Origin of the sequence: Phytopseudomonas straminea (assembly GCF_900112645.1) — a bacterium.
In the GTDB taxonomy this organism is placed as follows: Bacteria; Pseudomonadota; Gammaproteobacteria; order Pseudomonadales; family Pseudomonadaceae; genus Aquipseudomonas; species Aquipseudomonas straminea.
In genome coordinates, this window is record NZ_FOMO01000002.1 from 159,369 (window position 1) to 184,379 (window position 25,011).

The 25,011-nt window shown below is 63.8% G+C and carries 23 protein-coding genes; 6 read left to right on the forward strand and 17 right to left on the reverse strand.

Features of this window, described 5'->3' with window-relative positions; all coding sequences use genetic code 11:
• Window positions 1-122: 122 nt before the first annotated feature.
• The 6 genes from BM279_RS04895 to hppD all read right to left on the reverse strand — a co-directional run bounded on the left by BM279_RS04895 (window position 123) and on the right by hppD (window position 7,950).
• Window positions 123-2,078 (reverse strand): methyl-accepting chemotaxis protein, encoded by a 1,956-nt coding sequence (locus BM279_RS04895; RefSeq protein WP_093501513.1) that lies wholly within the window; start codon window positions 2,076-2,078, stop codon window positions 123-125.
• 268 nt (window positions 2,079-2,346) lie between these two features.
• On the reverse strand, window positions 2,347-3,735 hold the full coding sequence (locus BM279_RS04900) for an amino acid permease (protein WP_027906416.1): 1,389 nt from the start codon (window positions 3,733-3,735) through the stop codon (window positions 2,347-2,349).
• Between the two features lie 85 nt (window positions 3,736-3,820).
• Window positions 3,821-4,471, reverse strand: a complete 651-nt coding sequence (gene maiA, locus BM279_RS04905; RefSeq protein ID WP_093501515.1) for a maleylacetoacetate isomerase — start codon at window positions 4,469-4,471, stop codon at window positions 3,821-3,823.
• A gap of 254 nt (window positions 4,472-4,725) precedes the next feature.
• Window positions 4,726-5,712: a fumarylacetoacetate hydrolase family protein gene (locus tag BM279_RS04910; RefSeq protein ID WP_093501517.1), complete on the reverse strand. Its 987-nt coding sequence runs from the start codon at window positions 5,710-5,712 to the stop codon at window positions 4,726-4,728.
• Window positions 5,712-6,851, reverse strand: a complete 1,140-nt coding sequence (locus BM279_RS04915; RefSeq protein ID WP_093501519.1) for a homogentisate 1,2-dioxygenase — start codon at window positions 6,849-6,851, stop codon at window positions 5,712-5,714. The genes BM279_RS04910 and BM279_RS04915 overlap by 1 nt, the downstream gene beginning before the upstream one ends.
• A gap of 4 nt (window positions 6,852-6,855) precedes the next feature.
• On the reverse strand, window positions 6,856-7,950 hold the full coding sequence (hppD, locus tag BM279_RS04920) for a 4-hydroxyphenylpyruvate dioxygenase (RefSeq protein ID WP_093501521.1): 1,095 nt from the start codon (window positions 7,948-7,950) through the stop codon (window positions 6,856-6,858).
• A 296-nt stretch (window positions 7,951-8,246) separates the two neighbouring features.
• Between hppD and BM279_RS04925 the strand changes: the two genes are divergently transcribed.
• Complete coding sequence (locus BM279_RS04925) at window positions 8,247-8,849, forward strand: hypothetical protein (protein ID WP_093501523.1); 603 nt, start codon at window positions 8,247-8,249, stop codon at window positions 8,847-8,849.
• Between the two features lie 121 nt (window positions 8,850-8,970).
• Here BM279_RS04925 and BM279_RS04930 read toward each other — a convergent pair whose 3' ends face one another.
• Genes BM279_RS04930 through trhO form a run of 3 tightly spaced genes read right to left on the reverse strand, consistent with a single transcriptional unit; the run spans window position 8,971 to window position 12,319 of the window.
• The gene (locus BM279_RS04930; RefSeq protein ID WP_093501525.1) at window positions 8,971-10,749 is read right to left on the reverse strand and encodes an ABC transporter ATP-binding protein; all 1,779 of its coding nucleotides are present in this window, start codon (window positions 10,747-10,749) and stop codon (window positions 8,971-8,973) included.
• Complete coding sequence (locus BM279_RS04935) at window positions 10,742-11,374, reverse strand: DsbA family protein (RefSeq protein ID WP_093501527.1); 633 nt, start codon at window positions 11,372-11,374, stop codon at window positions 10,742-10,744. Before BM279_RS04935 ends, BM279_RS04930 begins: the two co-directional genes overlap by 8 nt.
• Window positions 11,375-11,377: 3 nt before the next feature.
• On the reverse strand, window positions 11,378-12,319 hold the full coding sequence (trhO, locus tag BM279_RS04940; RefSeq protein ID WP_093501529.1) for an oxygen-dependent tRNA uridine(34) hydroxylase TrhO: 942 nt from the start codon (window positions 12,317-12,319) through the stop codon (window positions 11,378-11,380).
• Between the two features lie 244 nt (window positions 12,320-12,563).
• On the opposite strand from trhO, the gene BM279_RS04945 reads away from it, so the two are divergent.
• Window positions 12,564-13,577 carry a zinc-dependent alcohol dehydrogenase family protein gene (locus tag BM279_RS04945; RefSeq protein WP_093501531.1) on the forward strand — a complete coding sequence of 338 codons (1,014 nt, stop codon included), beginning with the start codon at window positions 12,564-12,566 and terminating at the stop codon, window positions 13,575-13,577.
• 99 nt (window positions 13,578-13,676) lie between these two features.
• On the opposite strand, the gene BM279_RS04950 is transcribed toward BM279_RS04945, so the two are convergent.
• The gene (locus BM279_RS04950; protein ID WP_093501533.1) at window positions 13,677-13,982 is read right to left on the reverse strand and encodes a BolA family protein; all 306 of its coding nucleotides are present in this window, start codon (window positions 13,980-13,982) and stop codon (window positions 13,677-13,679) included.
• Between the two features lie 53 nt (window positions 13,983-14,035).
• A complete protein-coding gene (locus tag BM279_RS04955) occupies window positions 14,036-14,536 on the reverse strand; it encodes a DUF2059 domain-containing protein (RefSeq protein ID WP_093501535.1) in 501 nt (166 codons plus the stop codon).
• 248 nt (window positions 14,537-14,784) lie between these two features.
• On the opposite strand from BM279_RS04955, the gene BM279_RS04960 reads away from it, so the two are divergent.
• From BM279_RS04960 to BM279_RS04970, 3 genes are read left to right on the forward strand one after another with little or no spacing between them, the layout of a single operon-like run.
• Window positions 14,785-15,795 carry a DUF2804 domain-containing protein gene (locus BM279_RS04960; protein WP_093501537.1) on the forward strand — a complete coding sequence of 337 codons (1,011 nt, stop codon included), beginning with the start codon at window positions 14,785-14,787 and terminating at the stop codon, window positions 15,793-15,795.
• Between the two features lie 60 nt (window positions 15,796-15,855).
• A complete protein-coding gene (locus BM279_RS04965) occupies window positions 15,856-17,250 on the forward strand; it encodes a class II fumarate hydratase (RefSeq protein ID WP_075932595.1) in 1,395 nt (464 codons plus the stop codon).
• A complete protein-coding gene (locus BM279_RS04970) occupies window positions 17,243-17,863 on the forward strand; it encodes an NAD(P)H-dependent oxidoreductase (RefSeq protein ID WP_093501539.1) in 621 nt (206 codons plus the stop codon). Before BM279_RS04965 ends, BM279_RS04970 begins: the two co-directional genes overlap by 8 nt.
• Window positions 17,864-18,065: 202 nt before the next feature.
• On the opposite strand, the gene BM279_RS04975 is transcribed toward BM279_RS04970, so the two are convergent.
• The 4 genes from BM279_RS04975 to pcaH are packed head-to-tail and all read right to left on the reverse strand — an operon-like array spanning window position 18,066 to window position 21,461.
• Window positions 18,066-19,004, reverse strand: a complete 939-nt coding sequence (locus BM279_RS04975; RefSeq protein ID WP_093501541.1) for an AEC family transporter — start codon at window positions 19,002-19,004, stop codon at window positions 18,066-18,068.
• Window positions 19,005-19,008: 4 nt separating this feature from the next.
• Entirely contained in the window at window positions 19,009-20,139 is a 1,131-nt protein-coding gene (zapE, locus tag BM279_RS04980; protein ID WP_093501543.1) for a cell division protein ZapE, read from the reverse strand.
• The gene (gene pcaG, locus BM279_RS04985) at window positions 20,129-20,737 is read right to left on the reverse strand and encodes a protocatechuate 3,4-dioxygenase subunit alpha (protein ID WP_093501545.1); all 609 of its coding nucleotides are present in this window, start codon (window positions 20,735-20,737) and stop codon (window positions 20,129-20,131) included. Before pcaG ends, zapE begins: the two co-directional genes overlap by 11 nt.
• A 10-nt stretch (window positions 20,738-20,747) precedes the next feature.
• Complete coding sequence (gene pcaH / locus BM279_RS04990; protein WP_093501547.1) at window positions 20,748-21,461, reverse strand: protocatechuate 3,4-dioxygenase subunit beta; 714 nt, start codon at window positions 21,459-21,461, stop codon at window positions 20,748-20,750.
• Window positions 21,462-21,804: 343 nt separating this feature from the next.
• Between pcaH and BM279_RS04995 the strand changes: the two genes are divergently transcribed.
• Window positions 21,805-23,130 (forward strand): alginate export family protein, encoded by a 1,326-nt coding sequence (locus BM279_RS04995; protein ID WP_093501549.1) that lies wholly within the window; start codon window positions 21,805-21,807, stop codon window positions 23,128-23,130.
• Window positions 23,131-23,230: 100 nt separating this feature from the next.
• Here the strand turns inward: BM279_RS04995 and BM279_RS05000 are convergent, their stop codons facing one another.
• Both BM279_RS05000 and BM279_RS05005 read right to left on the reverse strand, forming a co-directional pair.
• On the reverse strand, window positions 23,231-24,241 hold the full coding sequence (locus tag BM279_RS05000) for a hypothetical protein (RefSeq protein WP_093501551.1): 1,011 nt from the start codon (window positions 24,239-24,241) through the stop codon (window positions 23,231-23,233).
• A 58-nt stretch (window positions 24,242-24,299) separates the two neighbouring features.
• Window positions 24,300-24,941, reverse strand: a complete 642-nt coding sequence (locus BM279_RS05005; protein ID WP_093501553.1) for a DUF2625 domain-containing protein — start codon at window positions 24,939-24,941, stop codon at window positions 24,300-24,302.
• Window positions 24,942-25,011 lie beyond the last annotated feature (70 nt).

The following is a 25,011-nucleotide window of genomic DNA, read 5'->3' on the forward strand; positions in this document are numbered from 1 at the left end:
AAATCTACCCGGGTATCGCAGGCTCAACCCGGGCTACGAATCAGACCATGCCAAGGCCCCGAACCGTAGCCTGGGTGGAGCGAAGCGATACCCGGGAAGCCCTCTCTCGGGCATTCGCGATCTCAGGTCCTGAACTGCCGCACCAAGCCCTGCAGCTCGACGCCCAGACGCGCCAGTTCGGCGCTCGAGGCCGCGGTCTGTTGGCTGGCACTGGCGCTCTGCTCGCCGATATCGCGCACCCGGGTGACGCTTTCGCTGATGGTTTCCGCCACGGCGCTCTGCTCTTCCGCGGCGGCGGCGATCTGCTGGTTCATCTGTTCGATGGTACTGACCGCCTGGGTGATGCGGCCGAGGGCATCGCCCGCCTCGCCGGCCAAGCCCACGGTACGCTGGGTCAGCGCGCGACTGCCTTCCATCTGCGTGACTGCACCATCAGCCAGGCGCTGCAGATTGGCGATCAGGCTCTCGATTTCCTGCGTAGAGTCATGGGTACGGCGCGCCAGGGCGCGCACTTCATCGGCGACCACCGCAAAACCGCGGCCCTGGTCACCGGCACGGGCAGCCTCGATGGCGGCGTTGAGCGCCAGCAGGTTGGTCTGCTCGGCCACCGCCCGAATTACTTCCAGCACACCGCCGATGCGACCGCTTTCCTTGTTGAGCGCCTGCATGGCTTCGGCCGATTGCTCCACCTCCTCCGCCAGCTTGCCGACCTGGCTGATCGCCTGCTGTACCACCTGATTGCCCTGCTGCGCCTCGCGGTCGGCGTCGGCAGCAGCCAACGAAGCCTGTTCGGCGTTCTGCGCCACCTCCTGCACCGTGGCGGCCATCTGGTGCATGGCGGTGGCAGTCTGTTCGGTTTCCTCTTTCTGGGTCTGTACGCCGGCACTGGTCTGGGCAGTGATGGCTGACAACTGCTCGGCAGCGGCAGCGATCTGCCCGACACCGGTGCCGATGCGGCCGACCAGGTCACGCAGGCTGCGGGTCATGCCCTGCATGGCTTCGAGCAGTTGGCCGAGTTCGTCGTTGCGGTTCTGCGGTAGATCCTGGCTCAGGTCACCGCCGGCAATGCGCCGCGCGAATTCCACGGTCTGGCGCAGCGGCGCGACGATGGAACGGCTGATGGTGAAGGCGGCGAACAGGCCAATCACTACCGCCGCGATGCCCATGCTGCCGAGCAGCAGGATGGCGTTGCGGCTGTCATCGCCCATGGCCTGTTCTTCGGCACTCTTGGCCTGCTCGGCCAACGCCAGCACCTGATCGGCCTGTTTGAGCATGGCAGCGTCGCTGGCCAGGCTCTGCTCATGCACCTGCTGGAAGTTGGTGAACGCCTGCTGGTAGCTCGTCAACGCCGCGAGGGCAGCCTCGATGGCGCGCTTCTGATCGTCGCTCAGCCAGACCATCAGGCCATTGGCCGAGGATTGCAGGTCGTAGATGACAAAATTCCAGTCTTCCAGCGCGGATGGTGAGCCATCGATGATGAACTGGCTTTCGTGGCTGCGCAGCTCGAGCATGCGCTTGCTGAGATTGGAAGCGGTTTCCGCCAGGGTCAGCGGGTCGCTGCCACGCAGCTTATCGCCGGCAAGGCGCAGTTCGCGCACGGCGTCGTACATGCCCAACTCGATCATCTCGAACTGGCTACGCGCCTCCTGGGCAGCCTCGTCCATCTGCTTGCGCGCTTCGTTGGCGCGCGCCTGCTGCTGCACGCTGGCGTCGAACTGCTGAAGATAGTCGGCAGTGGCCGCGTCCATGGCCTGCAAGCGCTCGCGCTCGCTGGGCGTAGCCGTGGTCATTTGTTCGACAAGACCGGCACGGACCTTGGCGAGCTGCTCACGCATGCGTTGGGCGTCGGCCTCACTGTGGCTGATCGCGTAGTCGCGCTCCAGGCGCCGGGCGCCGAGGATCTGGGCGTCGATGCTCGACAGCGACACCGACTGGGCATGTCCCTGCATCACAGCCTTTACGGCCACGAAACCGGAAGCGGTCACGGCGACGGTCAACAGCAATACCAGGCCAAAACCGACCAGAAGTTTCTTGCCTACGGAGAGGTCGACGAACAGTCGAGTGGCAGAATGCAACATCCAAGCGGCTCCATTTGTTTTTGTATGAGTGCGGTACGCAGGCGCCTTGTGAGCGCGCGACCCTGGCTTCAGGACCCTAATCGGCCGCAAGCGGAAAATCCTGAGGGAAAAAGCAAATCACTGGCGCCATCAAGTCGCCACTATACCGGCGTACGTGGAGTCGCCGTCCGCACCTGAGACAAACAGTTACAGAACTGTCGAGGTGGTCAGGAATCTGGCACAAATGCCGCCCGCAGCATTGCACTGCGGGCGGGAGCAATACTGACCGTTAATTGGCCAGACGACGCTGGCGAATCTGGTAACAGCCCCAGATGAACAGCAGCCAGAACGGAATGGCGAATACCGAGAGACGAATGCCGGGGATGAACAGCATTACGCCCAGGATGAACAGTACGAAGGCCAGGCACAGGTAGTTGGCGAAGGGGAACCAGAAGGCCTTGAACGACGGCTCCACGCCCTTGGCCTGCATGGCCTTGCGGAACTTGATGTGGGCCAGGCTGATCATCGCCCAGTTGATCACCAGGGCGGCGACCACCAGGGACATCAGCAGCTCCAGTGCGCTCTTGGGCACCAGGTAGTTGATCACCACGCAGATCAGCGTGAACAGCGCCGAGATGGCGATGGCCAGCACCGGTACGCCGCGCTTGTCGACCTTGAGCAACTGCTTCGGCGCGTTGCCCTGCTCGGCCAGGCCGTAGAGCATGCGACTGTTGCAGTACACGCCGCTGTTGTAGACCGACAGCGCCGCGGTGAGCACCACGAAGTTGAGCAGGTGCGCGGCGGTGTCGCTGCCGATCAGCGAGAAGATCTGCACGAAGGGGCTGCTGCCGTAGGAGTCGCCGCCGGCGGTCAGGGTCGCCACCAGATCGTCCCAGGGGTGCAGCGAGAGCAGCACGGTCAGCGCGCCGATGTAGAAGATCAGGATGCGGTAGACCACCTGATTGATGGCCTTGGGTATCACCGTCTTCGGCTGATCGGCCTCGGCCGCGGTGATGCCCACCAGTTCCAGACCGCCAAAGGAGAACATGATGATGGCCATCATCATCACCAGCCCGGAAACCCCGTTGGGGAAGAAGCCGCCGTGGCTCCACAGGTTGCTGACCGTTGCCTGCTCGCCACCGGCGCCGCTGAACAGCAGGTAGCAGCCGAGCAGGATCATGCCCACGATCGCTGCCACCTTGATGATCGAGAACCAGAACTCGGCCTCGCCGAACACCCGCACGTTGGTCAGGTTGATGGCGTTGATAAGCACGAAGAACGCTGCCGCGGTGACCCAGGTGGGGATCTCCGGCCACCAGTACTGCACGTACTTGCCCACCGCCGTCAGTTCAGCCATGCCCACCAGCACGTAGAGCACCCAATAGTTCCAGCCGGACAGGAAACCGGCGAACGGGCCCCAGTAGGCATGGGCGAAGTGGCTGAACGAGCCGGCGACCGGCTCCTCGACGATCATCTCGCCGAGCTGGCGCATGATCAGAAAGGCGATGAAACCGCCAATCGCATAACCGAGGATCATCGAAGGGCCGGCCGAAGCCATGACCCCGGCCGAACCCAGGAACAGGCCGGTACCGATGGCACCGCCCAGGGCGATCAACTGAATGTGGCGGTTCTTCAGGCCGCGCTTGAGCGGGCCGGTCTGGAGCATTTCGCTTGGCATCTGTCACCTGTGGGTGATCGACCGTGACAGGATCGAACCCGCCCGGCTCGTGGCCTGGCGGAGTGGCTGGGGCATTTCTCGCCGTCTACTGCGCGTCGGGCTGAGCCTCCGGCGCGGCATGCCGGAATGCATCAAGGGCCTCACAACGGGCGGCGAGCGCGAGGATGCGTGGATACGCATCGAGGTCACAGTCGAAACGGCGCGCATTGTACACCTGTGGAATCAAACAGGCTTCCAGATAGCCGGGCCGCGTGCCGAGGGAAAATCCATCGCCGTAGATCGCCAGGCCCTGCTCTACTGCTGCCAGGCCAGCGGCCACCCAGTGGCGATACCAGGTGTTTTTTGCTGCATCGTCCACGCCCAGCTCGCGGCTCAGGTACTGCAGCACCCGCAGGTTGTTGAGGGGATGCACGTCACAGGCGAGATGCAGCGCCAAGGCGCGCACCTGAGCACGGGCGACGGGATCGGCCGGCAGAATCGCCGGCACCGGAAAGATTTCCTCCAGGTATTCGATGATCGCCAGGGACTGGGCGATGCGCACATCGCCGTTCTCTTCGTCCACCAGCAGCGGTACCAGGCCCTGGGGATTCAGGCCTTGATACGCCTGGCCATGTTGCTCACCGCCATCGCGCACCAGATGCACCGGCACCTGCTGATAAGCCAGGCCTTTGAGGTTCAGCACGATGCGTACACGGTAGGCGGCGCTGGAGCGCCAGTAGCCGTAGAGCTTCAACATTGCGGATTCCTTTTAGAGCAGGCTTTCGTAGGAGCGGTTTGAGCCGCGATCAGGCTTGAAGCGCCCAGAACTCGCGGCTGAAGCCGCTCCTACGCATCAGCGGCGCTACAGCATTTCACCAAGTCAATGTGCACCCTATTCGCAGAGCCCAAGTCACGATGCAGGCTCCCTTCGAAACAAGACTGTGGGAGCGGCTTCAGCCGCGATCAATATCAAAGGTGCTGAAACCTCGCGGCTGAAGCCGCTCCCACGGATCAATGGGCGTCGTAGCGTTCCACCTGCTGGTCGATGGCGCCGAAGATGCTCGCACCGGCGGCATCGAACATCTCGATGCGCACCCGGTCGCCGAACTTGAGAAATGGCGTCTTCGCCTCGCCGTGTTCGATCACTTCGAGCATGCGCTTTTCGGCCAGGCAGCTGGAGCCGGCGCTGCGGTCGTAGTTGGAGACGGTGCCCGAGCCGATGATGGTGCCGCTGCCCAGGGGCCGGGTGCGGGCGGCGTGGGCGATCAGAGTTGGGAAGTCGAAGGTCATGTCGGTGCCGGCATCCGGCTGGCCGAACAGTGCGCCGTTGATGTGCGACACCAGCGGCCGATGCACGCGGCCGTCGCGCCAGCTGTCACCCAACTCGTCCGGCGTCACCGCCACCGGCGAGAAGCTCGACGAAGGCTTGCTCTGGTAGAAGCCGAAACCCTTGCCCAGCTCGCCGGGAATCAGGTTGCGCAACGACACGTCGTTGACCAGCATCAGCAGCTGGATATGCCCGGCCGCCTGGGCCGGCGTCGCGCCCATGGGCACGTCATCGGTGATCACCGCCAGCTCGGCCTCCAGGTCGATGCCCCAGGCTTCGTCGCTCAGACGAATCGGCGCGTGGGGCGCGATGAAGGTGTCCGAGCCGCCCTGGTACATCAGCGGATCGTGCCAGAAGGATTCCGGTATCTCGGCGCCGCGCGCCTTGCGCACCAACTCCACGTGATTGACGTAGGCACTGCCATCGGCCCAGTGAAAAGCCCGTGGCAGCGGGCTGTGGCAGGCGCGCTGATCGAAGTCGAAGGCTTGCGCCTCCAGCCCGTCGTTGAGGCGCTGGTACACCGCTTCGAGCTGCGGGCGTTTGCTCGCCCAGTCGTCCAGCGCGGCCTGCAGCGTCGGGGCGATCTGCGCCACGCGCACGGCGCGACTCAGGTCGCGGGAAACCACCACCAGGGCGCCGTCGCGGCCCTGATTCAGCGATGCCAGTTTCATCAGGACTCCTTGCCTGGCGCGCGCCAGGAATTCACGTATTCGACGACATCCACCGCGGCGGCGGCGTCGGTCACTTCCAGGCCATGGCGGGTGTCGATCATCACCGCCACTTCCTCGGCGAAGGTGGCCGGGTCGGTCTGCGCCTTTTTCAGCGCCTTGGGATGGGGGCCATGGGGGAAGCCGCACGGGTGCAGGGTGACCATGCCGGCCTCGATATTGTCGCGGCTGAAGAAGTTGCCGCGGTGATAGAACAGCACTTCGTCGTAGTCGTCGTTGTTATGGAAGAACGGCACCTTGAGCGCGCCGGGGTCGGACTCCACCGGCCGCGGCGTGAAGGTGCAGACCACGAAGCCCTTGGCCACGAAGGTGGTGTGCACCGACGGCGGCAGGTGGTAGCGATGGCTCATCAGCGGACGGATGTCGCGCCAGTTCACCCGCACCACGGTGTTGTCGCCATGCCAGCCCACCGCATCGAGCGGGTTGTAGGGATAGGTGACGGTACTGATCTGGTTACGCCGTTTGATGCGGATCTGCCAGGTGTTCTCGTCCTGCTGAGCCTTGAAGGTATCGTCGATACGCGGGTGATCGAGCACCGCCGGGTCGAAGATCGCCTGACCGCCGAGCAGGCCTTTTTCCGGCAACTGATAGGCACCGTCGGTATTCTCGACCAGCAGGAAATGACTCGGCGCAGTCGGTTCTATACGCCAGGCGGTGCCACGGGGAATCACCAGGTAATCGCCATCGCGGTATTCCAGGTGGCCGAAATCGCAATGCAGGTGCCCGGCGCCGTCGTGGACGAACAGCAGCTCGTCGCCGTCGCTGTTGCGCACCAGGTGGCGCATGGCGCTGGCAGTCTTCCAAACGCGCAAGCGAACGTCGGCGTTGTGCAGAGTCAGTGGCGCCTCGAACGGACAATCGTGCTCGCTGGGAATCTTATTGAAGTTGAAGGCGTGGGGGCGCAGCGGCCCCTGCCAGTCGATCCAGCCGGTGGGCGGATGCTTGTGGTGCAGGTGCGTCACGGGGCCGAAGAAGCCCTCGCGGCCCATTTCCCGCTCGTAGGTGTCGGCGGGAAAATCGCAGTGGGCCTGGCGCGAGTGCTCGCCTTCACGCAGGGGAAAGCTGATCCATTTACGGCTCATGGCCTCACTCCTCGCTGATCACACCGCGACGCAGCTGGTCTTCTTCGATGGACTCGAACAGGGCCTTGAAATTGCCCTCGCCAAAGCCCTGGTTACCCTTGCGCTGGATGATCTCGAAGAAGATCGGGCCGATCACCGTGTTGGTGAAGATCTGCAGCAGGATGCCGTCGTCTTGCGGCGCGCCATCGATCAGCAGATTCAGCTCGCGCAGCACGTCCAGCGGCTCGCCGTGGCCGGCCACGCGCTGGTCGACCTTCTCGTAATAGGTGGCCGGGGTGCTCATGAACGACACGCCATTGGCCTGCAACTGGCGCACCGTGGCGTAGATGTCGTCGGTGGCCAGGGCGATGTGCTGGATGCCCTCCCCGTGGTACTCACGGATGAATTCCTCGATCTGCGATTTGTCGTCGGCCGACTCGTTGATCGGGATGCGGATCTTGCCGCACGGCGCGGTCATGGCCCGGGACAGCAGGCCGGTGAGCTTGCCTTCGATATCGAAGTAGCGAATCTCGCGGAAACCGGCGATGCGCTCGTAGAAGCCGGACCACACGTCCATCTGCCCGCGTTTGACGTTGTGGGTCAGGTGGTCGATGCATTGCAGGCCCACGGCATTGTCATTGGCCGAGCGGCCTTCGATGAACTCGAAATCGACGTCATAGATGCTGTGCTCGCCGCTCTCGTTGCGATAACGATCGACCAGATACAGCAAGGAGCCGCCGATGCCCTCGACGCAGGGGATGTTCAGCTCGCCAAAATTGGCATGGCTGCCGACCAGCGTGGCGCCCTTCTCTTTCACGTAGGCCGCGGCCTGGGCGGCATTCCTGACCCGGAACGCCATGGCGCAGGCGCTTGGCCCATGCTTTTGCGCGAAGGCATGTACATGCCCGGTCGGGCTGCCGTTGAGCACGAAGTTCACGTCATGCTGCTGGAACAGCCACACCTCTTTGCTACGGTGCTTCGCGGTTTCGGTGAAGCCCATGGCGGTGAACAGCTGGCGCAGCTGTTCGATACCTTCGGGCGTCGGCGCGGTGAATTCGACGAACTCGAAACCGTCGGTGCCAATGGGGTTGTGCTGCTCGATTCTGGACACGGCGTTCATGGGGGTTGTCCTCGTTGTCGTTATGGCTTCATGACAATCGAGGTGCCGCAGGCGAACAAGGCCGCGCAACGCGCCTAAGCCCGGTGCTACGCCTGGCGCTGGCAAGGCTTCGCTACATGCTCAAGCAAACAGCCGGCAATCGGGACTTCCAGACTCGTTGAACGGCTGCTTTCGTAAACCTTTCTTTACAACGCGGTCGATTAACCTGCCGACAGGATGCTGGCGATGCGCAGGCAGATCGTCTAAAACGCTGCCAGAATGACAGCATCCACCAGCGCCATGACAACGAGGCCGCCATGAGCAGTGAAACGCCTAAAGAAGCTGAAAGCCCCGCCGCCTTCGATCTGGCGCCCGCCAGCGACGAGGAGCGCCTGGCCAAGCTGGAAAAGGCCAATCGCTTCAACCGCATTCTGATCTTCGCCCTGGCCATGCTGCTGTTCATCATTCTCTCCAGCCTGGCGACCTCGGCCGTGGTGAAGATGCTGGCCGACGAGCCGCCACCCTTCGACCCGGAAGCCTTCGCCGCCCTGCAGCACCGCGCCGAGCAGCTGGAGACGGAGTTGAACACGCTCAAGGAAGACCAGAAGCGCCAGGACGCCCTGCTGAAACTGGCCGCCACGCCTCCACCGCCGCCCCCAGCGGCTGCCGCGCCTGCAGCGCCACCTTCCCAGGACATCGCTGCGCTGAAGCTCATGGGCCGTACCCTGCTCGGCCAGGAACAGAGCTATCAGCAAAGCCTGGCGGCGCTGAAGAACGGCATGCGCGACCTGGCGGACATGGTGCCCGGCTCGCGCAGCTGGCTGGACGACTACAACCAGGAGATCGACAAGGCGGTCAACGCCAGCCAGCAGCGCGTCAAGGCGATCCAGCAATGGGGTAGCAAGCTGCCGCAGGAGTAGGATTTTCGGGCATCCCGACGTTGGGTGCAGCGATACCCGGTTATCGTCTTGGGTATCGCTTCGCTCAACCGCGGGCTACGAAGGCGGATCAACGCAGCTATTTCTGATTAACGCACCCGACCTAGTGCTGCAAGTTGCCGTAGAGCTTGGCGTAGAGCCCGCCCTCGGCGATCAACTGGCGGTGGTCGCCATCTTCGGCGACGCTGCCACCGTCGAATACCAGCACCCGATCAGCCTGCTTCACCGCGCTCAGACGGTGGGCGATGATCAGCGTGGTACGGCCATTGAGGAACTGCGCCAGCGCCTGGTGCAGCGCATATTCGGTGGCGGCGTCCAGGGCCGAAGTGGCTTCGTCGAGAATCACCACCTTGGGGTCGGCCAGCACCATGCGGGCGATGGCCAGGCGCTGGCGTTGGCCGCCGGACAGCCGCACGCCGGAGCGCCCAACAATGGTATCCAGCCCCTGGGGCAGCTGGCGTACGGTCTGCGCCAACTGGGCGATGGTCAGTGCCTGCCAACAGGCCTCGTCGCTACGCTCACGCCCCATGCACAGGTTGGCGCGCACCGTGTCGTTGAACAGCGCCGGATGCTGCAGCACCACCGCCACGTGCTCGCGAATGGTCGACAGGCCAATCTCTTCCTGGCTGTTGCCGCCAAAGCGGATCACCCCGGCCTGGGGCGTGTAGAGGCCCAGCAGCAGTTGCACCAGAGTGCTCTTGCCGCCGCCGCTGGCACCGACGATGGCGACCTTCTCGCCCGGCGCGATGGACATATTCAGCCCGCTCAGCACCGGTTCCTCGCCGTAAGCGAAGCTCAGGTCGCGGATCTCGATGCCAACGGTTTCGCGGCCGGCGAAGGGATCGGCGCCGCCCACGTAATCCGGCTCGTCGCGACGGCCGAGCAGCTCGTTGATGCGGGTCAGCGCGCCCCCGGCGGCGTAGAAGGCGTACTGCAGGTTGAGCAACTGCTCCACCGGGCCGATCATGAACCACAGGTAGCTGAACACCGCGAGCATCTGGCCGATGGACAGGTCCGAGAACAGCACGGTAAGCATCGCCGCGGCGCGGAAGATGTCGATGCCGAACTGGAACAACAGGCCGCTGGCACGGTTCGAGGCATCGGTCTTCCATTGCGAGGCCACGGCGTAATCGCGCACTTCCCTGGCGCGCCCGCCGAGGCGGCCGAGAAAATAGCCCTGACGGTTGCCGGCGCGCACTTCCTGGATCGAATCGAGCGTTTCGGTCAGCGCCTGGGTGAAGCGCGAAGTGCTGTCGTTCTCGAGCTTCTTCAGATGTTTGACGCGCTTGCCCAGCTGCACCGTGGCGTAGATCACCAGCGGGTTGAACAGCAGGATCAACAGCGCCAGCTTCCAGTGCATCCACACCAGAATCGCCGAGGTGCCGGCCAGGGTCAGCACGCCGACCAGAAAACGGCTGAGGGTTTCGCCGATGAATTTGTCCAGGGTGTCGAGATCGGTGACCAGGTGGGTGGTCACGGTGCCGCCACCCAGGCTTTCGTACTCGGCCAGGGAAATGCGCTTGAGCCGCTCGATCAGGCGGATGCGGATGCGGTAGACGATGTCCTTGGCGAGCCGGGCGAACAGCCGCGCCTGCACCACGTTGAAGATCAGCGCGCCGCCACGCAGCAGGAAGGTCAGCCCCAGCATCAGCAGGATGTAGCCGACCGCCCCCTGCCAGGCCGCCGGCAGCAACAGATCCATGATGCGCAGTGCCCTGTTACCGTCGCCCAGCAGCACTTCGTCGACCAGCAATGGCAGCAGCAAAGGAATCGGCACACTGCACAGTGTCGCCAGGACAGCGACCAGGTTGGCAAGGATCAGCGCACGCTTGTGGCGCAGGGCCAGGCGACGGATTTCCGCCCAACTCAGGCGATCAACCATCGACGGCATGCTCCAGCCAGCGCGCGAGCAGTGGCGATAGGGCGTCGAGCGGCTGATAGCCGTTGGTGAGCAGCGCCAGACGCCCGCCCTTCTCGGCCAGCAACGTCGGGAAGCCGGCAATGCCGAGATCCTGCACCCAGGTGAAGTCGGCGGCGGTGGCGCGGTGCTGGACCTCGCTGTCGAAGGCCTCGGCGAATTCGATCCGCGGGATGCCGACCTCCTCGGCCAGTTGCACCAGGGTCGCGGCCAGGGTCACGTCGGCGCCCTGCTGATAGAACGCCTGCTGGATGCGTTGCGCCATCGGCCAGGCGCTTTGCGGGTCGAGATCACGCACGGTGACCACCGCGCGGCACGCCGCCTCGGTGTCGTAACGCATGCCCAGGGGTATCCCGGCGTCGAAATTGAATAGTTGGCCGGTGCTGGCGTTGACTGCCTGCCAGTAGCCCAGGTAGCGCACCCGCGCCGCCGCGTCGATAGCCACTTGATCGCGGCGCAAGCCGCCGAGCACCAGTTGCATGGGCACGCCCTGCTCCGCGGCCTGGGCGGCCAGCGCCTCGACCACCGGCGCGAAGCCCCAACACCAGGAACACATTGGGTCCATCACGTAGAGCAGGCGCGCATCCATGGCTCAGGCCTCGTTTTTCTGGCGGGGATTGTTACCCAGAGGATGGGGCTGATTACGCGCTTTCGCCAGTTCGATCTGGCGTTGACGCTCGCGGGCGCCCTCGCGGGTCTTCTCCGGCAGCGAGTCCCAGCAATGCGGGCAGCTGACGCCGGGGCTGAAGAATTCCGATGCGCGATCCTCGACCGAAACCGGCGTGCGGCAAGCGTGGCACTGGTCGTAATCGCCTTCGCTGAGGTCGTGGCGCACGGTCACCCGGTTGTCGAACACGAAGCAGTCGCCCTGCCACTTGGTTTCTTCCTGCGGCACTTCCTCCAGGTATTTGAGAATGCCGCCCTTGAGGTGATAAACCTCTTCGAAGCCCTCGGTGAGCATGTAGCTGGAGGCCTTCTCGCAGCGGATGCCGCCGGTGCAGAACATCGCCACCTTCCTGTGTTTGCTGGGGTCGAAGTGCTCGCGGATGTAGTCCGGAAATTCACGGAAGGACTTGGTCTTGGGATCGATGGCGCCCTCGAAGGTGCCGATCGACACTTCGTAGTCGTTACGCGTGTCGATCAGCAGCACCTCGGGGTCGCTGATCAACGCGTTCCAGTCCTTCGGCTCCACGTAGGTGCCCACGCGCTGGTTGGGATCGACGCCCGGTACGCCCAGGGTGACGATCTCCTTCTTGAGCTTGACCTTGGTGCGATAGAACGGCTGCTCGGCGCAGTACGACTCCTTGTGGTCGACGTCGGCCAGGCGCGGGTCGAGGGCGAACCAGGCGAACAACGCGTCGATGCCTTCGCGGCTACCGGAAACCGTGCCGTTGATGCCCTCTTCGGCGAGCAGCAGCGTGCCCTTGATGCCATTGGCGACCAGGGTGTCGAGCAAGGGTTGGCGCAGCGCTTCGTAGTCCGGCAGGGACACGAACTTGTAGAGCGCCGCGACGACGATGGAATTGTCGGTCATTGCAGATTTCCTTCAGTAGTCGCCCTCGCAAAGGGCGGACCGTGGACAAAAACAATACCGCCGCATGCCGCTGGTAATGCCAGAGCACGGACAGGTGAATGTGGGCCGCGCAGTTTACTGGTGTTGGCCGCCCAGGTGTAGTGCACGCCGCCGGAACGCCCGGTGATTAACAGGGTCGAGAAAGAGTGGCGGCCTTGCGCGCCGTCAATTATCAACTCTATTGGCAGCCAGAGGAGAAACCGACATGAAAGCCGTCGTCGTGCGAGCACCCGCAGGCCTGAACAACATCGAAGTGACCGATATCGACGACCCCGGCCAGCCCGGACCCGGCGAGATTCGCGTCGCCCTGCACGCCAGCTCGCTGAATTTCCACGACCTGCTGGTGGCCAATGGCAGCATCCCGACGGCCGATGGTCGGGTGCTGATGTCCGACGGCGCCGGCGTGGTCGAGGCCGTGGGTGAAGGCGTGAGCGAATTCAAGGTCGGCGATCACGTGGTGTCCGGGTTCTTCCCGCAGTGGCCCGACGGTGACGTGGGCGCGCCGGTCAGCAATTTTGCTGGTACCCCCGGCGATGGCATCGACGGCTTCGCTGTCCAGCATGCGGTGCGTGCTGCCAGCGCCTTTACTCATGCACCAAAAGGCTGGAGCCATGCCGAGGCAGCGACCATCACCACCGCTGGGCTGACCGCTTGGCGGGCGCTGGTGGTCGATGGAGGGCTCAAAGCCGGCGACAGCGTGCTGGTGCTGGGCAGCGGCGGCGTGTCCATCGCAGCCCTACAGATCACCAGGATGATGGGCGCCACGGTGATCGCCACCTCCTCGTCCGACGAGAAGCTTGAGCGCCTGCGCCAACTGGGCGCCGATCACACCATCAACTACCGGCAGACGCCGGACTGGGGCAAACGGGTAATGGAGCTGACCGATGGCCGCGGTGTGGATCAGGTGGTCGAGGTGGGCGGCCCGGGCACCCTGGCGCAATCGATCACCGCAGTACGGGTAGGCGGCCATATCGCCCTGATCGGCGTGCTGACCGGGCGCCAGGGCGACGTGCCGACTGCAGTACTGATGGCCAAGCAGGTACGCCTGCAGGGGTTGATCGTCGGCAGCCGTCGTCACCAGCAGGACTACATCCGCGCGCTGGAGCAGTCCGGTGTACGCCCGATCCTCGACCAGAGCTTCGCGCTGGAAAACCTGGCCGACGCCTTCCGCCTGCAGGAAAGCGGCAGCCATTTCGGCAAGATCGTGGTCGAGTGGTAAATGCACGTAGCCTGGGTTGAGCGAAGCGATACCCAGGGCTGCCTGACTAGCAAGGTTTACAGAGAAGTGCCCCTGCGCAGAAGGCGGGGCACGCAGAAATCAATGGTCGTGCTTGCTGCCACCGCGGCAGGTTGGCGAATCCGGGGCAACCCCCTGCTGCGCCCACTCTTGCGGCGTGTAGGTGTGCAGGGCCAGCGCATGCACCTGGCTCATCAGCTCGCCCAGCACACCATAGACCTTCTGATGGCGTTTGACGGCATTCAGGCCATCGAACTGCGAACTGACGATTACCGCCTTGTAATGGGTTTCCAGGCCACGGCTGTGCATATGGCTTTCGTCCAGCACCTCGAGGTGCTCGGGTTGCAGGGCGGCGAAGGCAGTACGCAGCAGGTCGATCTTGGGCATTGCGAGCTCCGGGGGTAAGGCGATGACCGGCATAGCGCCGGCCATCTCGGGTATCAGGGCTTCTTGGCGCCCAGTTCGTTGCCCATGTCACTGAGCAGCTTGTTGACCGCCGGCACGGCGCTTTCCAGCTTGGCTTGGGTGATCTGTGCGGACTGGGCGGTGAGCGCCGGCATCTGCTTGAGCACCTTCTGGCCGAGCGGCGACTGGTAGAAGGCGATCAGGTCCTTGAGCTCCTGCTCACTGAAGTTGCTGGTGTACAGCTTGACCATGTCGGGCTTGAGCTTGTCCCAGCCGACTGCTTTGTCCAGCTCAGCGTTGGCTTTGGCCTGGTAGCTTTCCAGCACGGCCTTCTTGCTCTCCGGCGCCTTGGCCTCGGCGAAACGCTGGGCGAACATCTGCTGTACTTGGGCGTAGACCGGCACCGCCAGCTTGTCGGCGTTGGCGAGCTGCAGGAAGCGCTCGGCATCGGCGGCATGGCTGCGGGCATCGGCCAGTACCTGGGTGCTACCGACGGCCATCAGAGCGGCAATGCAGAACGCGGGGATACGGGACATCGGGGTACTCCTGAACACAAGGGTGAAGTGCTTTGACCGACAGCGGTGCATTTTGTGCCCCGGCGCCTTGGCTCTCAAGCCTTTTTGAATGTCGCACGCTGCGATCTGGCTACCACCAATGGCAGTCGAGTAGCACCAAATGTCTACTGGCGCATCTTTACGTCGAGGCTCACACTGCCAGCACTTGCCCGCAGCCATAGACAGCTGCATGCTCCGCGACTCTTTGCCTGCACACATGGACGTGTCCGATGAACAGCCCCTTCATTGCACCACCGCCGATCCCCCTGTGCGATGCCCATGGGCGGCTCAATCCTGATGCAGTCGGCTGGTCGGCGCAGCCTCGGGTCGATTGCTCCCTGCCTGGCAACCTGGGCCGCCGCAAACGTTGGAATCATTGGAATATCTGCACGCCTGACTGGACACTGTCGCTGATCCAGGCTGACCTCGACTACGTCGGCTACGGCGCCGTGTATTTTCTCGACCTGAACAGCGGCCAGCACGTGACGCTCAACCAACTGAGCCTGCTGGCTCGCGGCTGCAACCTGCCGGATACGCCGCTGGGCAGCCATGCCTTCGATCACTCGCGCGTGCAGTTGCACTTCAACGAATTTCCCGGCCGCGTGCGGCTGACCGCCACCTCACCGAACATCGGCGGCCAGCCCCTGCACCTGGCGCTGGACATCCAGCGCCCCGTGCACCTGGAGTCGGTGAACCTGGTGGTGCCCTTCGGTAACAAGGGCTTTCACGCCACCTGCCGTCAGGTTGGCCTGCCGGTCACGGGCAGCGTGCACCTGGGCGACACCGATTACGAATGCGCCAGCGGCCAGAGTTTCGCCTCGATGGACTTCGGCCGTGGCGTATGGCCGCTCCATAGTCACTGGACTCGGGCAGTGTTCGCCGCGCCCGGCGGCATTGGCGGCAACTTCGGCAGCGGCTGGACCGAGCACAGCGGCCTGACGGAAAACGCCCTGTGGTTCGGCGGCGCTCTGCTGCATCTGGAGCAGACCGTGCAGATCCAGCAGACGCGCAACGACCCGCTGGCGCCCTGGCAGCTGACCACCGAAGATGGCCAGGTCGACCTCACCTTCACCCCGCGCCAGGCCCATGTCGCCAAACCGCGCCTCGGTTTCGGCCTGGCCTATGCAGACACCTACGAGTGGTTCGGCCAGTACGACGGCCTGCTGCGCAATGCCCTCGGCGAACGCGTACCGGTACGCGCCGCACAAGGCTGGATAGGCATGAGCCGAACACGCTGGTAGTTGGAACGTGTGGTCACCAGTGCAGCCTAACGTGATTGAAACGCGACGGAGAGTCCCGCAATGAGCCGTACCGAAACCGACAGCATCGGCCCCATCGAAGTCCCCGAGGACGCCTACTGGGGCGCCCAGACCCAGCGTTCGCGGATCAATTTCGCGATTGGCGAGGAACACATGCCGCTGGCGGTGGTGCATTCCCTGGCGCTGATCAAGAAAGCCGCAGCGCGTATCAATGATCGCATCGGCGACCTGCCCCACGACATCGCCCGGCTGATCGAGCAGGCTGCCGACGAAGTGATCGCCGGCCAGCACGACGCGCAGTTCCCGCTGGTGGTCTGGCAGACCGGCAGTGGCACCCAGAGCAACATGAACGTCAACGAGGTGATCGCCGGGCGCGCCAACGAGCTGGCCGGCAACCCGCGAGGCGGCAAGAGCCCGGTGCACCCCAACGACCACGTCAACCGCGCGCAGAGCTCCAACGACTGCTTCCCCACCGCCATGCACATCGCCGCTGCCGGCGCCGTGCAGCGCGACCTGCTGCCGGCCATCGCCGAGCTGTCCGAAGCCCTGGCCGATCAGGCCGCGCGCCATAACCGCCTGGTGAAGACCGGCCGCACGCACATGATGGATGCCACGCCGATCACCTTCGGCCAGGAGCTGTCGGCCTTCGTCGCCCAACTGGAGCTGGCGCAGCAGGCGATTCGCGCGACCCTGCCGGCAGTCTGCGAACTGGCTCAGGGTGGCACCGCCGTCGGCACTGGCCTGAATTCGCCCCCCGGCTTCGGTGAAGCGATTGCCGCGGAGCTGGCAGCCTTGAGCGGCCTGCCATTGAAGAGCGCGCCGAACAAATTCGCTGCCCTCGCCGGCCACGAGCCGCTGACGGCCCTCTCCGGCGCCCTGAAGACCCTGGCCGTGGCACTGATGAAAATCGCCAACGACCTGCGCCTGCTGGGCTCCGGCCCGCGCGGCGGCTTTGCCGAGGTGCGCCTGCCGGCCAACGAGCCGGGCAGCTCGATCATGCCCGGCAAGGTCAACCCAACCCAGTGCGAAGCGCTGTCGATGCTTGCCTGCCAGGTGATGGGCAACGACGTGACCATCGGCTTCGCGGCCAGCCAGGGGCACCTGCAATTGAACGTCTACAAGCCAGTGATCATTCATAACGTGCTGCAGTCGATCCGCCTGCTGGCCGATGGCTGCAGTAACTTCCGCGAGCACTGCGTGCTCGGCATGGAGCCCGACGCCCCGCGCATGGCCGAGCACCTGGAGCGCGGCCTGATGCTGGTCACCGCGCTGAACCCGCATATCGGTTACGACAAGGCCGCGGAAATCGCCAAGAAGGCCTACAGCGAAGGCACCACCCTGCGCGAGGCGGCCCTGGCGCTGGGGCACCTCACCGAGGAGCAGTTCGACGCCTGGGTGCGCCCGGAAACCATGCTGCAGGCCGGCCAACATGACTGACGGCGCCAAGAGTGGCGCCACCCCGCTGGAGGGCGATGGCAAGCGGATCCTGATGATCATCGGCTCGCCGAAAAGCGACAGCTTTTGCCATTCCCTGGCCGAGGCCTACGCCCAGGGCGCGCGCAGCGAAGGCCACGTGGTGCGGCAGATCCGCCTGGGCGATCTGAGCTTCGACCCGGTACTGCACGAGGGCTACAGCCAGAGCCAGGCCCTGGAGCCGGACCTGCTCGAAGCGCAGCGGCAGATCCACTGGGCCCAGCACCTGGTATTCGTCTACCCGGTCTGGTGGGGCGGCCTGCCGGCCCAGCTCAAGGGCTTCTTCGACCGCGTGCTGCTGCCCGGCTTCGCCTTCAAGTACCGCAGCGATTCGCAGCTCTGGGACAAACTGCTCAGCGGCCGCACCGCCGACCTGCTGGTCACCCTCGACACGCCACGCTGGTACTTTCACTGGATCTACGGCGCGCCGGCCCATCGGCAGATGAAGCGCACCATCCTCGGCTTCTGCGGCATCAAAACGCGCCGTCTGGAGACGTTCTCGCCGGTGCGTCCCTCTTCGGAGAACCAGCGCCAGAACTGGATAAGGCGAGCGGAGTTGCTGGGTAGTCGGGTATAAGCGTCGATCCACGAGACGCCCATACTACGGCTATTGTGGGATCGGGCCATGCCCGTGATTTGGCTTAGAACCCGTTCAAAGAGGTAGGATGATTCGGGCCGCGTAGGTGAACCCCATCAACCCTTCGATCTTCGATGGGTTTCACCCATCCTACGAGCTGTACACACACATTCGCGGGCATGGCCCGCTCCCACAACCCCGCTCAGGACGACCCCGCCCCTATAAACACCAACGCCACGCTGATGGTGAAGAACGACAGCACCGTCGCCACCAGCAGGGTCGCGCTGCAGCGGTCCTCCAGACCGAAGCGCTGGCCGAGAATGGGGAAGATACTCATCATCGGTGAGCAGGCGAACAGTACGCCCACGGCCTTCATCATCGGGTCGACGCCTGGCACCAGCATAAAGGCGACCAGCACCGCCAAAGGGTGGATGATCAGCTTGCCGCTGGCGATCCACGCGGCATCGACCCAGACGCCGCGCGCCTTCATGCCAAACAGACCGGCGCCGATCACGAACAGCGCCAAGGGCGCCGATACGCCGGCGAGCATATCGATGGGTTTGAACAGCAGCGGCGGAATCTCGATCCCCAACAGGGAAACGGCCACGCCAATGCTGATGCCGATGATCACCGGATTTTTCAGCAGCCGCCCAAAGGTCATGCCCAGCACCTTGAGACCGCCACCCTGCTGCTTGCCCGCCTCGGCCAATACCAGCGCCAGGGGGATCATCAGCAGGTTCTCGACCAGCATGCCCATCGCCATGCCCAACACCGCAGGCGAGCCAAGCGCTGCCGCCACCATCGGGTAGCCGACGAATCCGCTATTGGAAACCGACATGCCCATGGCGTTGATGGCCGAGCCCGACAGGTTGTCGCCGCGCCACCAGCGCGACACGCCGAAAGCTGCAGCAAAGGCTGCCAGGGAGCCGACCGCATAGGCAAGCAGATAACCGGGCGCCATGGCCTGCTGGATCGGCGAAGTGCCCAGGGTCTTGATCAGCAGCGCCGGCATGGCGAAGGTGATCACGAAGGCGCCGATGCCGCGCACCTGCTCGCGGTTGAGCAGGCCGCCCATGGCGGCGAGGTAGCCGAGGCCAATCAGCAGGAAGATCGGTGCGGTGATCTGGAGGATTTGCAGCACGGGTTCAGCATTCCTTGTCGCAGGTAGCGCGGACCTCTGGGCCGGTGCCTTCGGTCATAGCCAATTCTTGCCTGTGCAATTGACCGAGACGGCTGCGGGTTCGTACGAAATCCTGATGGGCGGAGCCGCGGCACAGGCGCTCGAGACTGAATTCGCTGCACAACAGCAGCGTGGCGCCGGCATCGTACGCGATATCTACCAGATTGATGAACCGCTGGCAGGCATCGGTGGGTTGGGAATCCAGGGTCGGCACGCCGGTCAGGGCCAGGCGCGGATAACGCTGCAACAGCCAGAGAAAGTCTGCCGTGGAGTGGGCGTTGCCGCACAGCTCGGCGAACTCCAGCCAGGCGCGACCGGGCGCCAGGGCGCGCACCTGCAGCGGATGATGATTGACGGTCAGCAGCTGATCACGCTGGGCCTGCTCATCCAGCGCCAGCCAGCGTTCCAGATAAGCCTGGCCGCCCGCCGACTGCGGCCACAGGTACTCGCCCCACTGCTGGGCGTTGCCCGGCAGTTCGCGGTAATCGGTGCCGGCATCCAGGGTCAGCACGGTAAAACGCTTCTCGAGCATCTGGATCGCCGGGGTGAAGCGCTCACGGTACAACGGATTGGGGCACAGCCCGGCCGGCGGATAGTTGGAGGTCATGACCAGGCCGACGCCCTCCTCGACCAGCACGTCGAGCAAGCGGCGCAAGAGCATGGCATCACCGATGTCATGCACGTGGAACTCATCGAAGCACAGCAGACGGATGTCCTGGGCGAGCGCGCGGATCGCCAGTACCAGCGGGTCAGGCTGACCGGCGAACAGCTGCATGCGCTGCTGCAGCTCCTGCAAAAAGGCATGGAAATGTACGCGGCGCTTGGCGCTGAACGGCGCCGCCACGAAGAAGGCGTCCATCACGAAGCTCTTGCCGCGCCCCACGCCGCCCCACAGATAAACGCCGGCCGCCGGCTTGCGCAGCCAGCCACGACGCCCCGTGCACCAGCCTTGCAGCCACTGCCCCAGGGTATCAATTGCTTGCTGTTGCTGACTGTCGGCGTGAAAGCCACGGGCTTCGAGCGCCGCGGTGAAACCTTGATGGATGCGCGCGTCGATCTGCTCGACGGGCGCATCCAGGTCGCTGTCAGAAATCAAAAAACACCGTTTCGCCGTCCCCCTGAATGCGGATATCAAATCGGTAGGCCGGCTTGCCGTCAACCTCGCAGCGCTTGGCGATCAGGGTTTCGCGGCGCGACGGCTGCTCGATCAGGTTGAGTACCGGGTCCTTGGCGTTGGCATCGGCTTCATCCTCGAAATACAGACGGGTGTGCAGGTGAATATTGATGCCGCGGGCGAACAGCGCGATGTTCACGTGGGGCGCCATCGGCACACCGGCGGCATTGTTGACCACACCGGGCTTGACGGTCTGCACCGTCCACTCGCTGCCGGCATCGAAGGTGGTGGCGGTACGGCCAAAACCGTTGAAGGGTTTGTCCAGGTTGTACTCGGCGTCGTAACGGCCCTGGTTATCGGCTTGCCAGAGCTCCAGAAAGGCGTCGCGCACCAGGTGGCCGTTGCCGTCGTAGACGTGGCCGATCAGGGTGATGTGCTCGCCCGGCGCACCGGGTTTGGCCATCTGGTTCCAGATTTCCTGGTCGCGGGTCGGGTTGCCGGCAGCGGCCAGGGCCAGGCCGATATGTACGTAGGGGCCGGCGGTTTGCGAAGCGGTTTCGGGCAAGAGTTCGACAGGCATGGCGGGCTCCTCAGCAGTTCTCGAAGTGGGTCTTGCGCTGGCCGCGCAGCACGATGTCGAAACGGTAGGCCAGGCAGTCCATGGGGTTGGCCATGCTCATGTCGAGCTTGGCGATCAGCGTCTGTACCGCGTCCGGGTTGGCGATGGACTTGACGATCGGGCACAGCGGGATCAACGGATCCCCTTCGAAATACAGCTGGGTGATCAGTTTGGTGGAAATCGACGGACCACTGATGGAGAAGTGAATGTGCGCCGGGCGCCAGTCATTCGGGCCGTTGCGCCACGGGTATGGGCCCGGCTTGACGGTACGGAAGCTGTAATTGCCCTCGCTGTCGGTCAGCGCGCGGCCGACGCCGCCGAAGTTCGGATCCAGCGGCGCCAGGTAGCGATCGTTCTTGTGACGGTAGCGGCCGCCGGCATTGGCCTGCCACATCTCCACGAAGGTATGGGGAATCGGCTTGCCGTACTGATCCATTACCCGACCACACACCAGAATGCGCTCACCGATGGGCAGACCACCATTATTGAAATTGAGCAGCAGGTCGTTGTCGTGCTTGCCCATCTTCAGATGGGTGAAATCCGGCCCGGTGGTTTCCGAAACCGATTGCGGAATGCTCACCAGTGCTTGGCGTGGCGAACGGGCGATGGAGGTTTTGTAATCGGGGGTGAAGGCTTTGGGGTGCCAATTGCGATCACGGATGATGAAACGGCTGTCCTCGGACATGGGACGCTCCTGTTTATTGAATTTGTGGAGTCGCCGGTCATATGGGCGCCGAGGCGCCAATGCAGGCTCTGCGGGCCATGATCAGCCAGGAAGAACGAGCCGACTAATGAAAAAGAACGGCACATACATAACCTGATGGTTATCCAATAAATTATTTTGAAGCACCCGTACGTCATGCAGCCGGCTCTCCAGGTTCGAGTTCAGCGGGAGCGTTTGGAGAAAGCTGATCTAGTGTTGGCAAGGAAAGACAAATGAATGGCAAGGACGCTCAAGGGCTGTCTTGGGCAAACACCTAGTATCGACTCACCCTTCGCCCCATAAGAAAAACCCAGGGAAGCCAACCATGCCCAAGTCCTTCGTGCTGCAACGCTCCGCCCTCGCCCTCTTGATCGCCGCGGCCTCCCAGGCAGGCGCGTACGAGCTCTACGGCGACGATGACACCCATGTGAATGCCAACCTCGAAGCCGTGTTCGGCATCTTCCACAGCCAGGAGCGCTATGCCACCACGGGCGCTACACGCGCCGGTTCGGCGTCGTGGCGCGAGGGCTACCTCAAGTATGGCGTCAGCGCCGACCAGGGGCTTGGCGGCGCCGGCACGGCTTATGGCGCGTTCGGTTTCCTCTCTTCGGGCACCTGGGGCGACGGCGATGCAGCCAGCTTCACCGATGGCTCGGAGCGCACCACCAAGATCGAAGATGCCTATATGGGCTGGCGCTCGGCTGACCTGTTTCCGGTGCTGGGTGAGGACGGCGTGGATCTGTCCTTCGGCCGCCAGAACATCGTGGTCGGCGATGGCTTCCTGATCAATGGCGACGCCCTGAACCTCGGCAAGGGCGTGGCCGACGGCGAATTCAATCGCGGCGGCGGCTACTATCTTGCCGCCCGCAAGAACTTCCACCAGACCGCCGTGCTGCGCCTGGGCGGTAAGGAAGGCTGGCGCAGTGACCTGATGTGGATCAAATCCGACAACCGCGCCCAGGCGCGCTCGGAAATGTACGTCGGCACGCTGGAGCATGTTGCCGAAGCCGGCACCGTAGGCCTGACCTATATCGACGTCAAAGACGTGGACGATAAATACGCCAACGCTACGCAACTGAACCGCGACGGCATGAAGACCTACAGCCTGCGTGCCCAGGGCAATGCCGGCGTGAAGGATTTGTTCCTGTCCGGCGAATACGCCTGGCAGGACAAACGCAAGGTGGATAACGAAGACGCCTGGTATCTGGAAGCCGGCTGGACCTTCTCCGATGTCGCCTGGTCACCGAAGGTCAACTATCGCTACAGCCGATTCTCGGAAGGCTACGACACCCTGTTCTACGGCCTCAACCGCGGCTTCGGCACCTGGTTCCAGGGCGAGGTGGCCGGCAACTACGCAGGCCCCTTCAACAGCAATACCCGCATTCACCACTTAGGCGCCAGCGTCACGCCGCTGGAGAACCTGACCGTAGGCGCACTGTGGTTCAACTACGACACCATCAAGAACGACCTCGGCAACCTCTCCGGCCGTGAGCTCGATGTGTATGCCCAGTGGGGCCTTACGGAAAATCTGGCGGTCATTCCCTTGGTCGGCCTCTACCAGCCGAAGAAAAGCGCTGATAACGGCGGCACCCAGTTGGGTAGTAATGACCGTAACGTCTACACCCAGCTGATGTTCGCCCTCTCCTTCTGATCCGAATGCCAGGCGTTATAAGGGGGCAGCCACCCTGAATGGCTGGCCCTTTTCGTTTTGGGAACGTGTAGCGATCCTGGGCAATAGCTCGCCCAGTGCATCAACCAGCAGCAACACCAAGTTCGAAACACCCTAATAGTGCACTCAGCTCTGTCTGGTCATCGGCTGCCTGCATCGCCCACACCAGTCCCAGCTCAGGGCATATCTGCTTTACCTCGAAGCCTTCGGGAACGCGGCCCCTGGCGATGCAGCGGTAATCGGCCGTATCGAAGCAGACCACCTGATTCTGCCGATAGCGCGTTTCGCCTTCGTGCTCGAAGCTCGATACGCCGATCACCCACAGCACGCGACCATCGCGCGAAACCTCAAGCTGCCAGAATGGCAGGCCCAGATCCTGTTCGACGCAAACCTCATAGGGTGACACCGACACGGCCAGCAGGGTTGTCGGCGCCGCCCAGCTCACCCCATTGCCGTCGGCTTGGCGACCGGCGCCCAGCGACAGCCACAAGCGCCCCGACTCGTCGGCGGCCGTGACGCAGTGCGCGGGCAGGCTGGCCAGGCGTTTGGGCGTTTTTACCAGGCCCTTGGTGAGCTGCCAGACACTGCCGTCGACACAGGCCAGCAGCGCGTCGCCGGCAATGCCATGCAAGCGCCCTGCTGCCGGCAACGCACGACGTTTGACCGCACCGCTCGCCAGATCGATGGCAGAAACGGAGCTGGCCGCCGCGTTCATGGCCAGCATGAAGCCATCCTGGCAGAGCAGCTGGTCACTGTATTTGGGAATACGCGAGGTCCACTTGGCCAACGGCTGCAGGCTATCCGCAGCCAGACGAAACAGCTTCTGATCGGTAGCGGCCAGCCAGTTGCCCTCGGCCTCCCGGGTCAATGCGCGAGCGGCATTGCCCAGGCGCACACTGGCCCGTTCGTGCCCGTCCTGCAGATCGAGGCTGCGCAGGCGCAGTGCGCCAAAGGCAACGCCCCAGCCATCGGCAACCAATAGTTGCCCGCCCACTGGATCGGCCCACAGGCGCTGGGCCTGTAAACCGGGGATGCGGGTCGACCAGCGCATCGGCAGTGCGACGGTTGAAGATAGGTCGGTTACGTCAGGCAAGGCACACTCCTGCAGCGGGCGGTCATTGCGTTATCGATATGCATAGCGGCGCAGATTCTCAGGTCGCACTATCAGCGAGTTCGCATTTGAGGGCGAACTGCTCTTCGACGCTCACCACCTTACGCGAGCTGCCATCCGGCGAGCCTTCGCGGGTCCAGAGAAACGGGAAGAACGACACGCACTGGTCGGCATTCATGGTGCGTACGTCGGTTTGCCAGGATGCCCAGCGCAAGCCCTCATAGAACAGCTGGGATTGCTCGCTCAGCGCCCAGCCGAGAAAGTCGCCGTAGCCGATTTCCAGCGCCTCCCAGGTCAGGCTGTCAGGGGACCAGTAATAGAGCGCGCCGACATCACTGCCCAGCCCGCCGCCATTGAGGGCGAAGAAACCGCCGGCGGCATCATCGGCTATCAGCAGATAGCCGCGACTGGCATCGGCATTCCAGTCCTTGAGGTTGCGCGACAGCCGCGCGTGCCCGGAGCCGAGAATGCGCAGCCAGCCGTGATCGATCACGATGCCGCCGGTTTCGTAGGCCACCGTGCCCAGCAACGAACGCGTGGTGACCTGCAGATGCAGGAGCACATCGTCGTTGCCAGATGAAGGCGGCAACAGCTCGCAAGGCCGCTCGGCCTCGCTCAGCATCGCCTGTAATTCCGGGAGACCGGGATCCTGGATGTCGATCAGGGTTTGCAGCGTCTTCATATCGTCTCGCTAGGATGTCGTGCGCAGGATGGCTGCTTCATGGACTGCACTGCCGACGGGGAGTTCGTAG

Coding starts and splice junctions, on each gene's coding strand:
- BM279_RS04895 (WP_093501513.1), bottom strand. CDS start 2,078: ATGTTGCATTCTGCCACTCGACTGTTCGTCGACCTCTCCGTAGGCAAG.
- BM279_RS04900 (WP_027906416.1), bottom strand. CDS start 3,735: ATGCCAAGCGAAATGCTCCAGACCGGCCCGCTCAAGCGCGGCCTGAAG.
- maiA (WP_093501515.1), bottom strand. CDS start 4,471: ATGTTGAAGCTCTACGGCTACTGGCGCTCCAGCGCCGCCTACCGTGTA.
- BM279_RS04910 (WP_093501517.1), bottom strand. CDS start 5,712: ATGAAACTGGCATCGCTGAATCAGGGCCGCGACGGCGCCCTGGTGGTG.
- BM279_RS04915 (WP_093501519.1), bottom strand. CDS start 6,851: ATGAGCCGTAAATGGATCAGCTTTCCCCTGCGTGAAGGCGAGCACTCG.
- hppD (WP_093501521.1), bottom strand. CDS start 7,950: ATGAACGCCGTGTCCAGAATCGAGCAGCACAACCCCATTGGCACCGAC.
- BM279_RS04925 (WP_093501523.1), top strand. CDS start 8,247: ATGAGCAGTGAAACGCCTAAAGAAGCTGAAAGCCCCGCCGCCTTCGAT.
- BM279_RS04930 (WP_093501525.1), bottom strand. CDS start 10,749: ATGGTTGATCGCCTGAGTTGGGCGGAAATCCGTCGCCTGGCCCTGCGC.
- BM279_RS04935 (WP_093501527.1), bottom strand. CDS start 11,374: ATGGATGCGCGCCTGCTCTACGTGATGGACCCAATGTGTTCCTGGTGT.
- trhO (WP_093501529.1), bottom strand. CDS start 12,319: ATGACCGACAATTCCATCGTCGTCGCGGCGCTCTACAAGTTCGTGTCC.
- BM279_RS04945 (WP_093501531.1), top strand. CDS start 12,564: ATGAAAGCCGTCGTCGTGCGAGCACCCGCAGGCCTGAACAACATCGAA.
- BM279_RS04950 (WP_093501533.1), bottom strand. CDS start 13,982: ATGCCCAAGATCGACCTGCTGCGTACTGCCTTCGCCGCCCTGCAACCC.
- BM279_RS04955 (WP_093501535.1), bottom strand. CDS start 14,536: ATGTCCCGTATCCCCGCGTTCTGCATTGCCGCTCTGATGGCCGTCGGT.
- BM279_RS04960 (WP_093501537.1), top strand. CDS start 14,785: ATGAACAGCCCCTTCATTGCACCACCGCCGATCCCCCTGTGCGATGCC.
- BM279_RS04965 (WP_075932595.1), top strand. CDS start 15,856: ATGAGCCGTACCGAAACCGACAGCATCGGCCCCATCGAAGTCCCCGAG.
- BM279_RS04970 (WP_093501539.1), top strand. CDS start 17,243: ATGACTGACGGCGCCAAGAGTGGCGCCACCCCGCTGGAGGGCGATGGC.
- pcaG (WP_093501545.1), bottom strand. CDS start 20,737: ATGCCTGTCGAACTCTTGCCCGAAACCGCTTCGCAAACCGCCGGCCCC.
- pcaH (WP_093501547.1), bottom strand. CDS start 21,461: ATGTCCGAGGACAGCCGTTTCATCATCCGTGATCGCAATTGGCACCCC.
- BM279_RS04995 (WP_093501549.1), top strand. CDS start 21,805: ATGCCCAAGTCCTTCGTGCTGCAACGCTCCGCCCTCGCCCTCTTGATC.
- BM279_RS05005 (WP_093501553.1), bottom strand. CDS start 24,941: ATGAAGACGCTGCAAACCCTGATCGACATCCAGGATCCCGGTCTCCCG.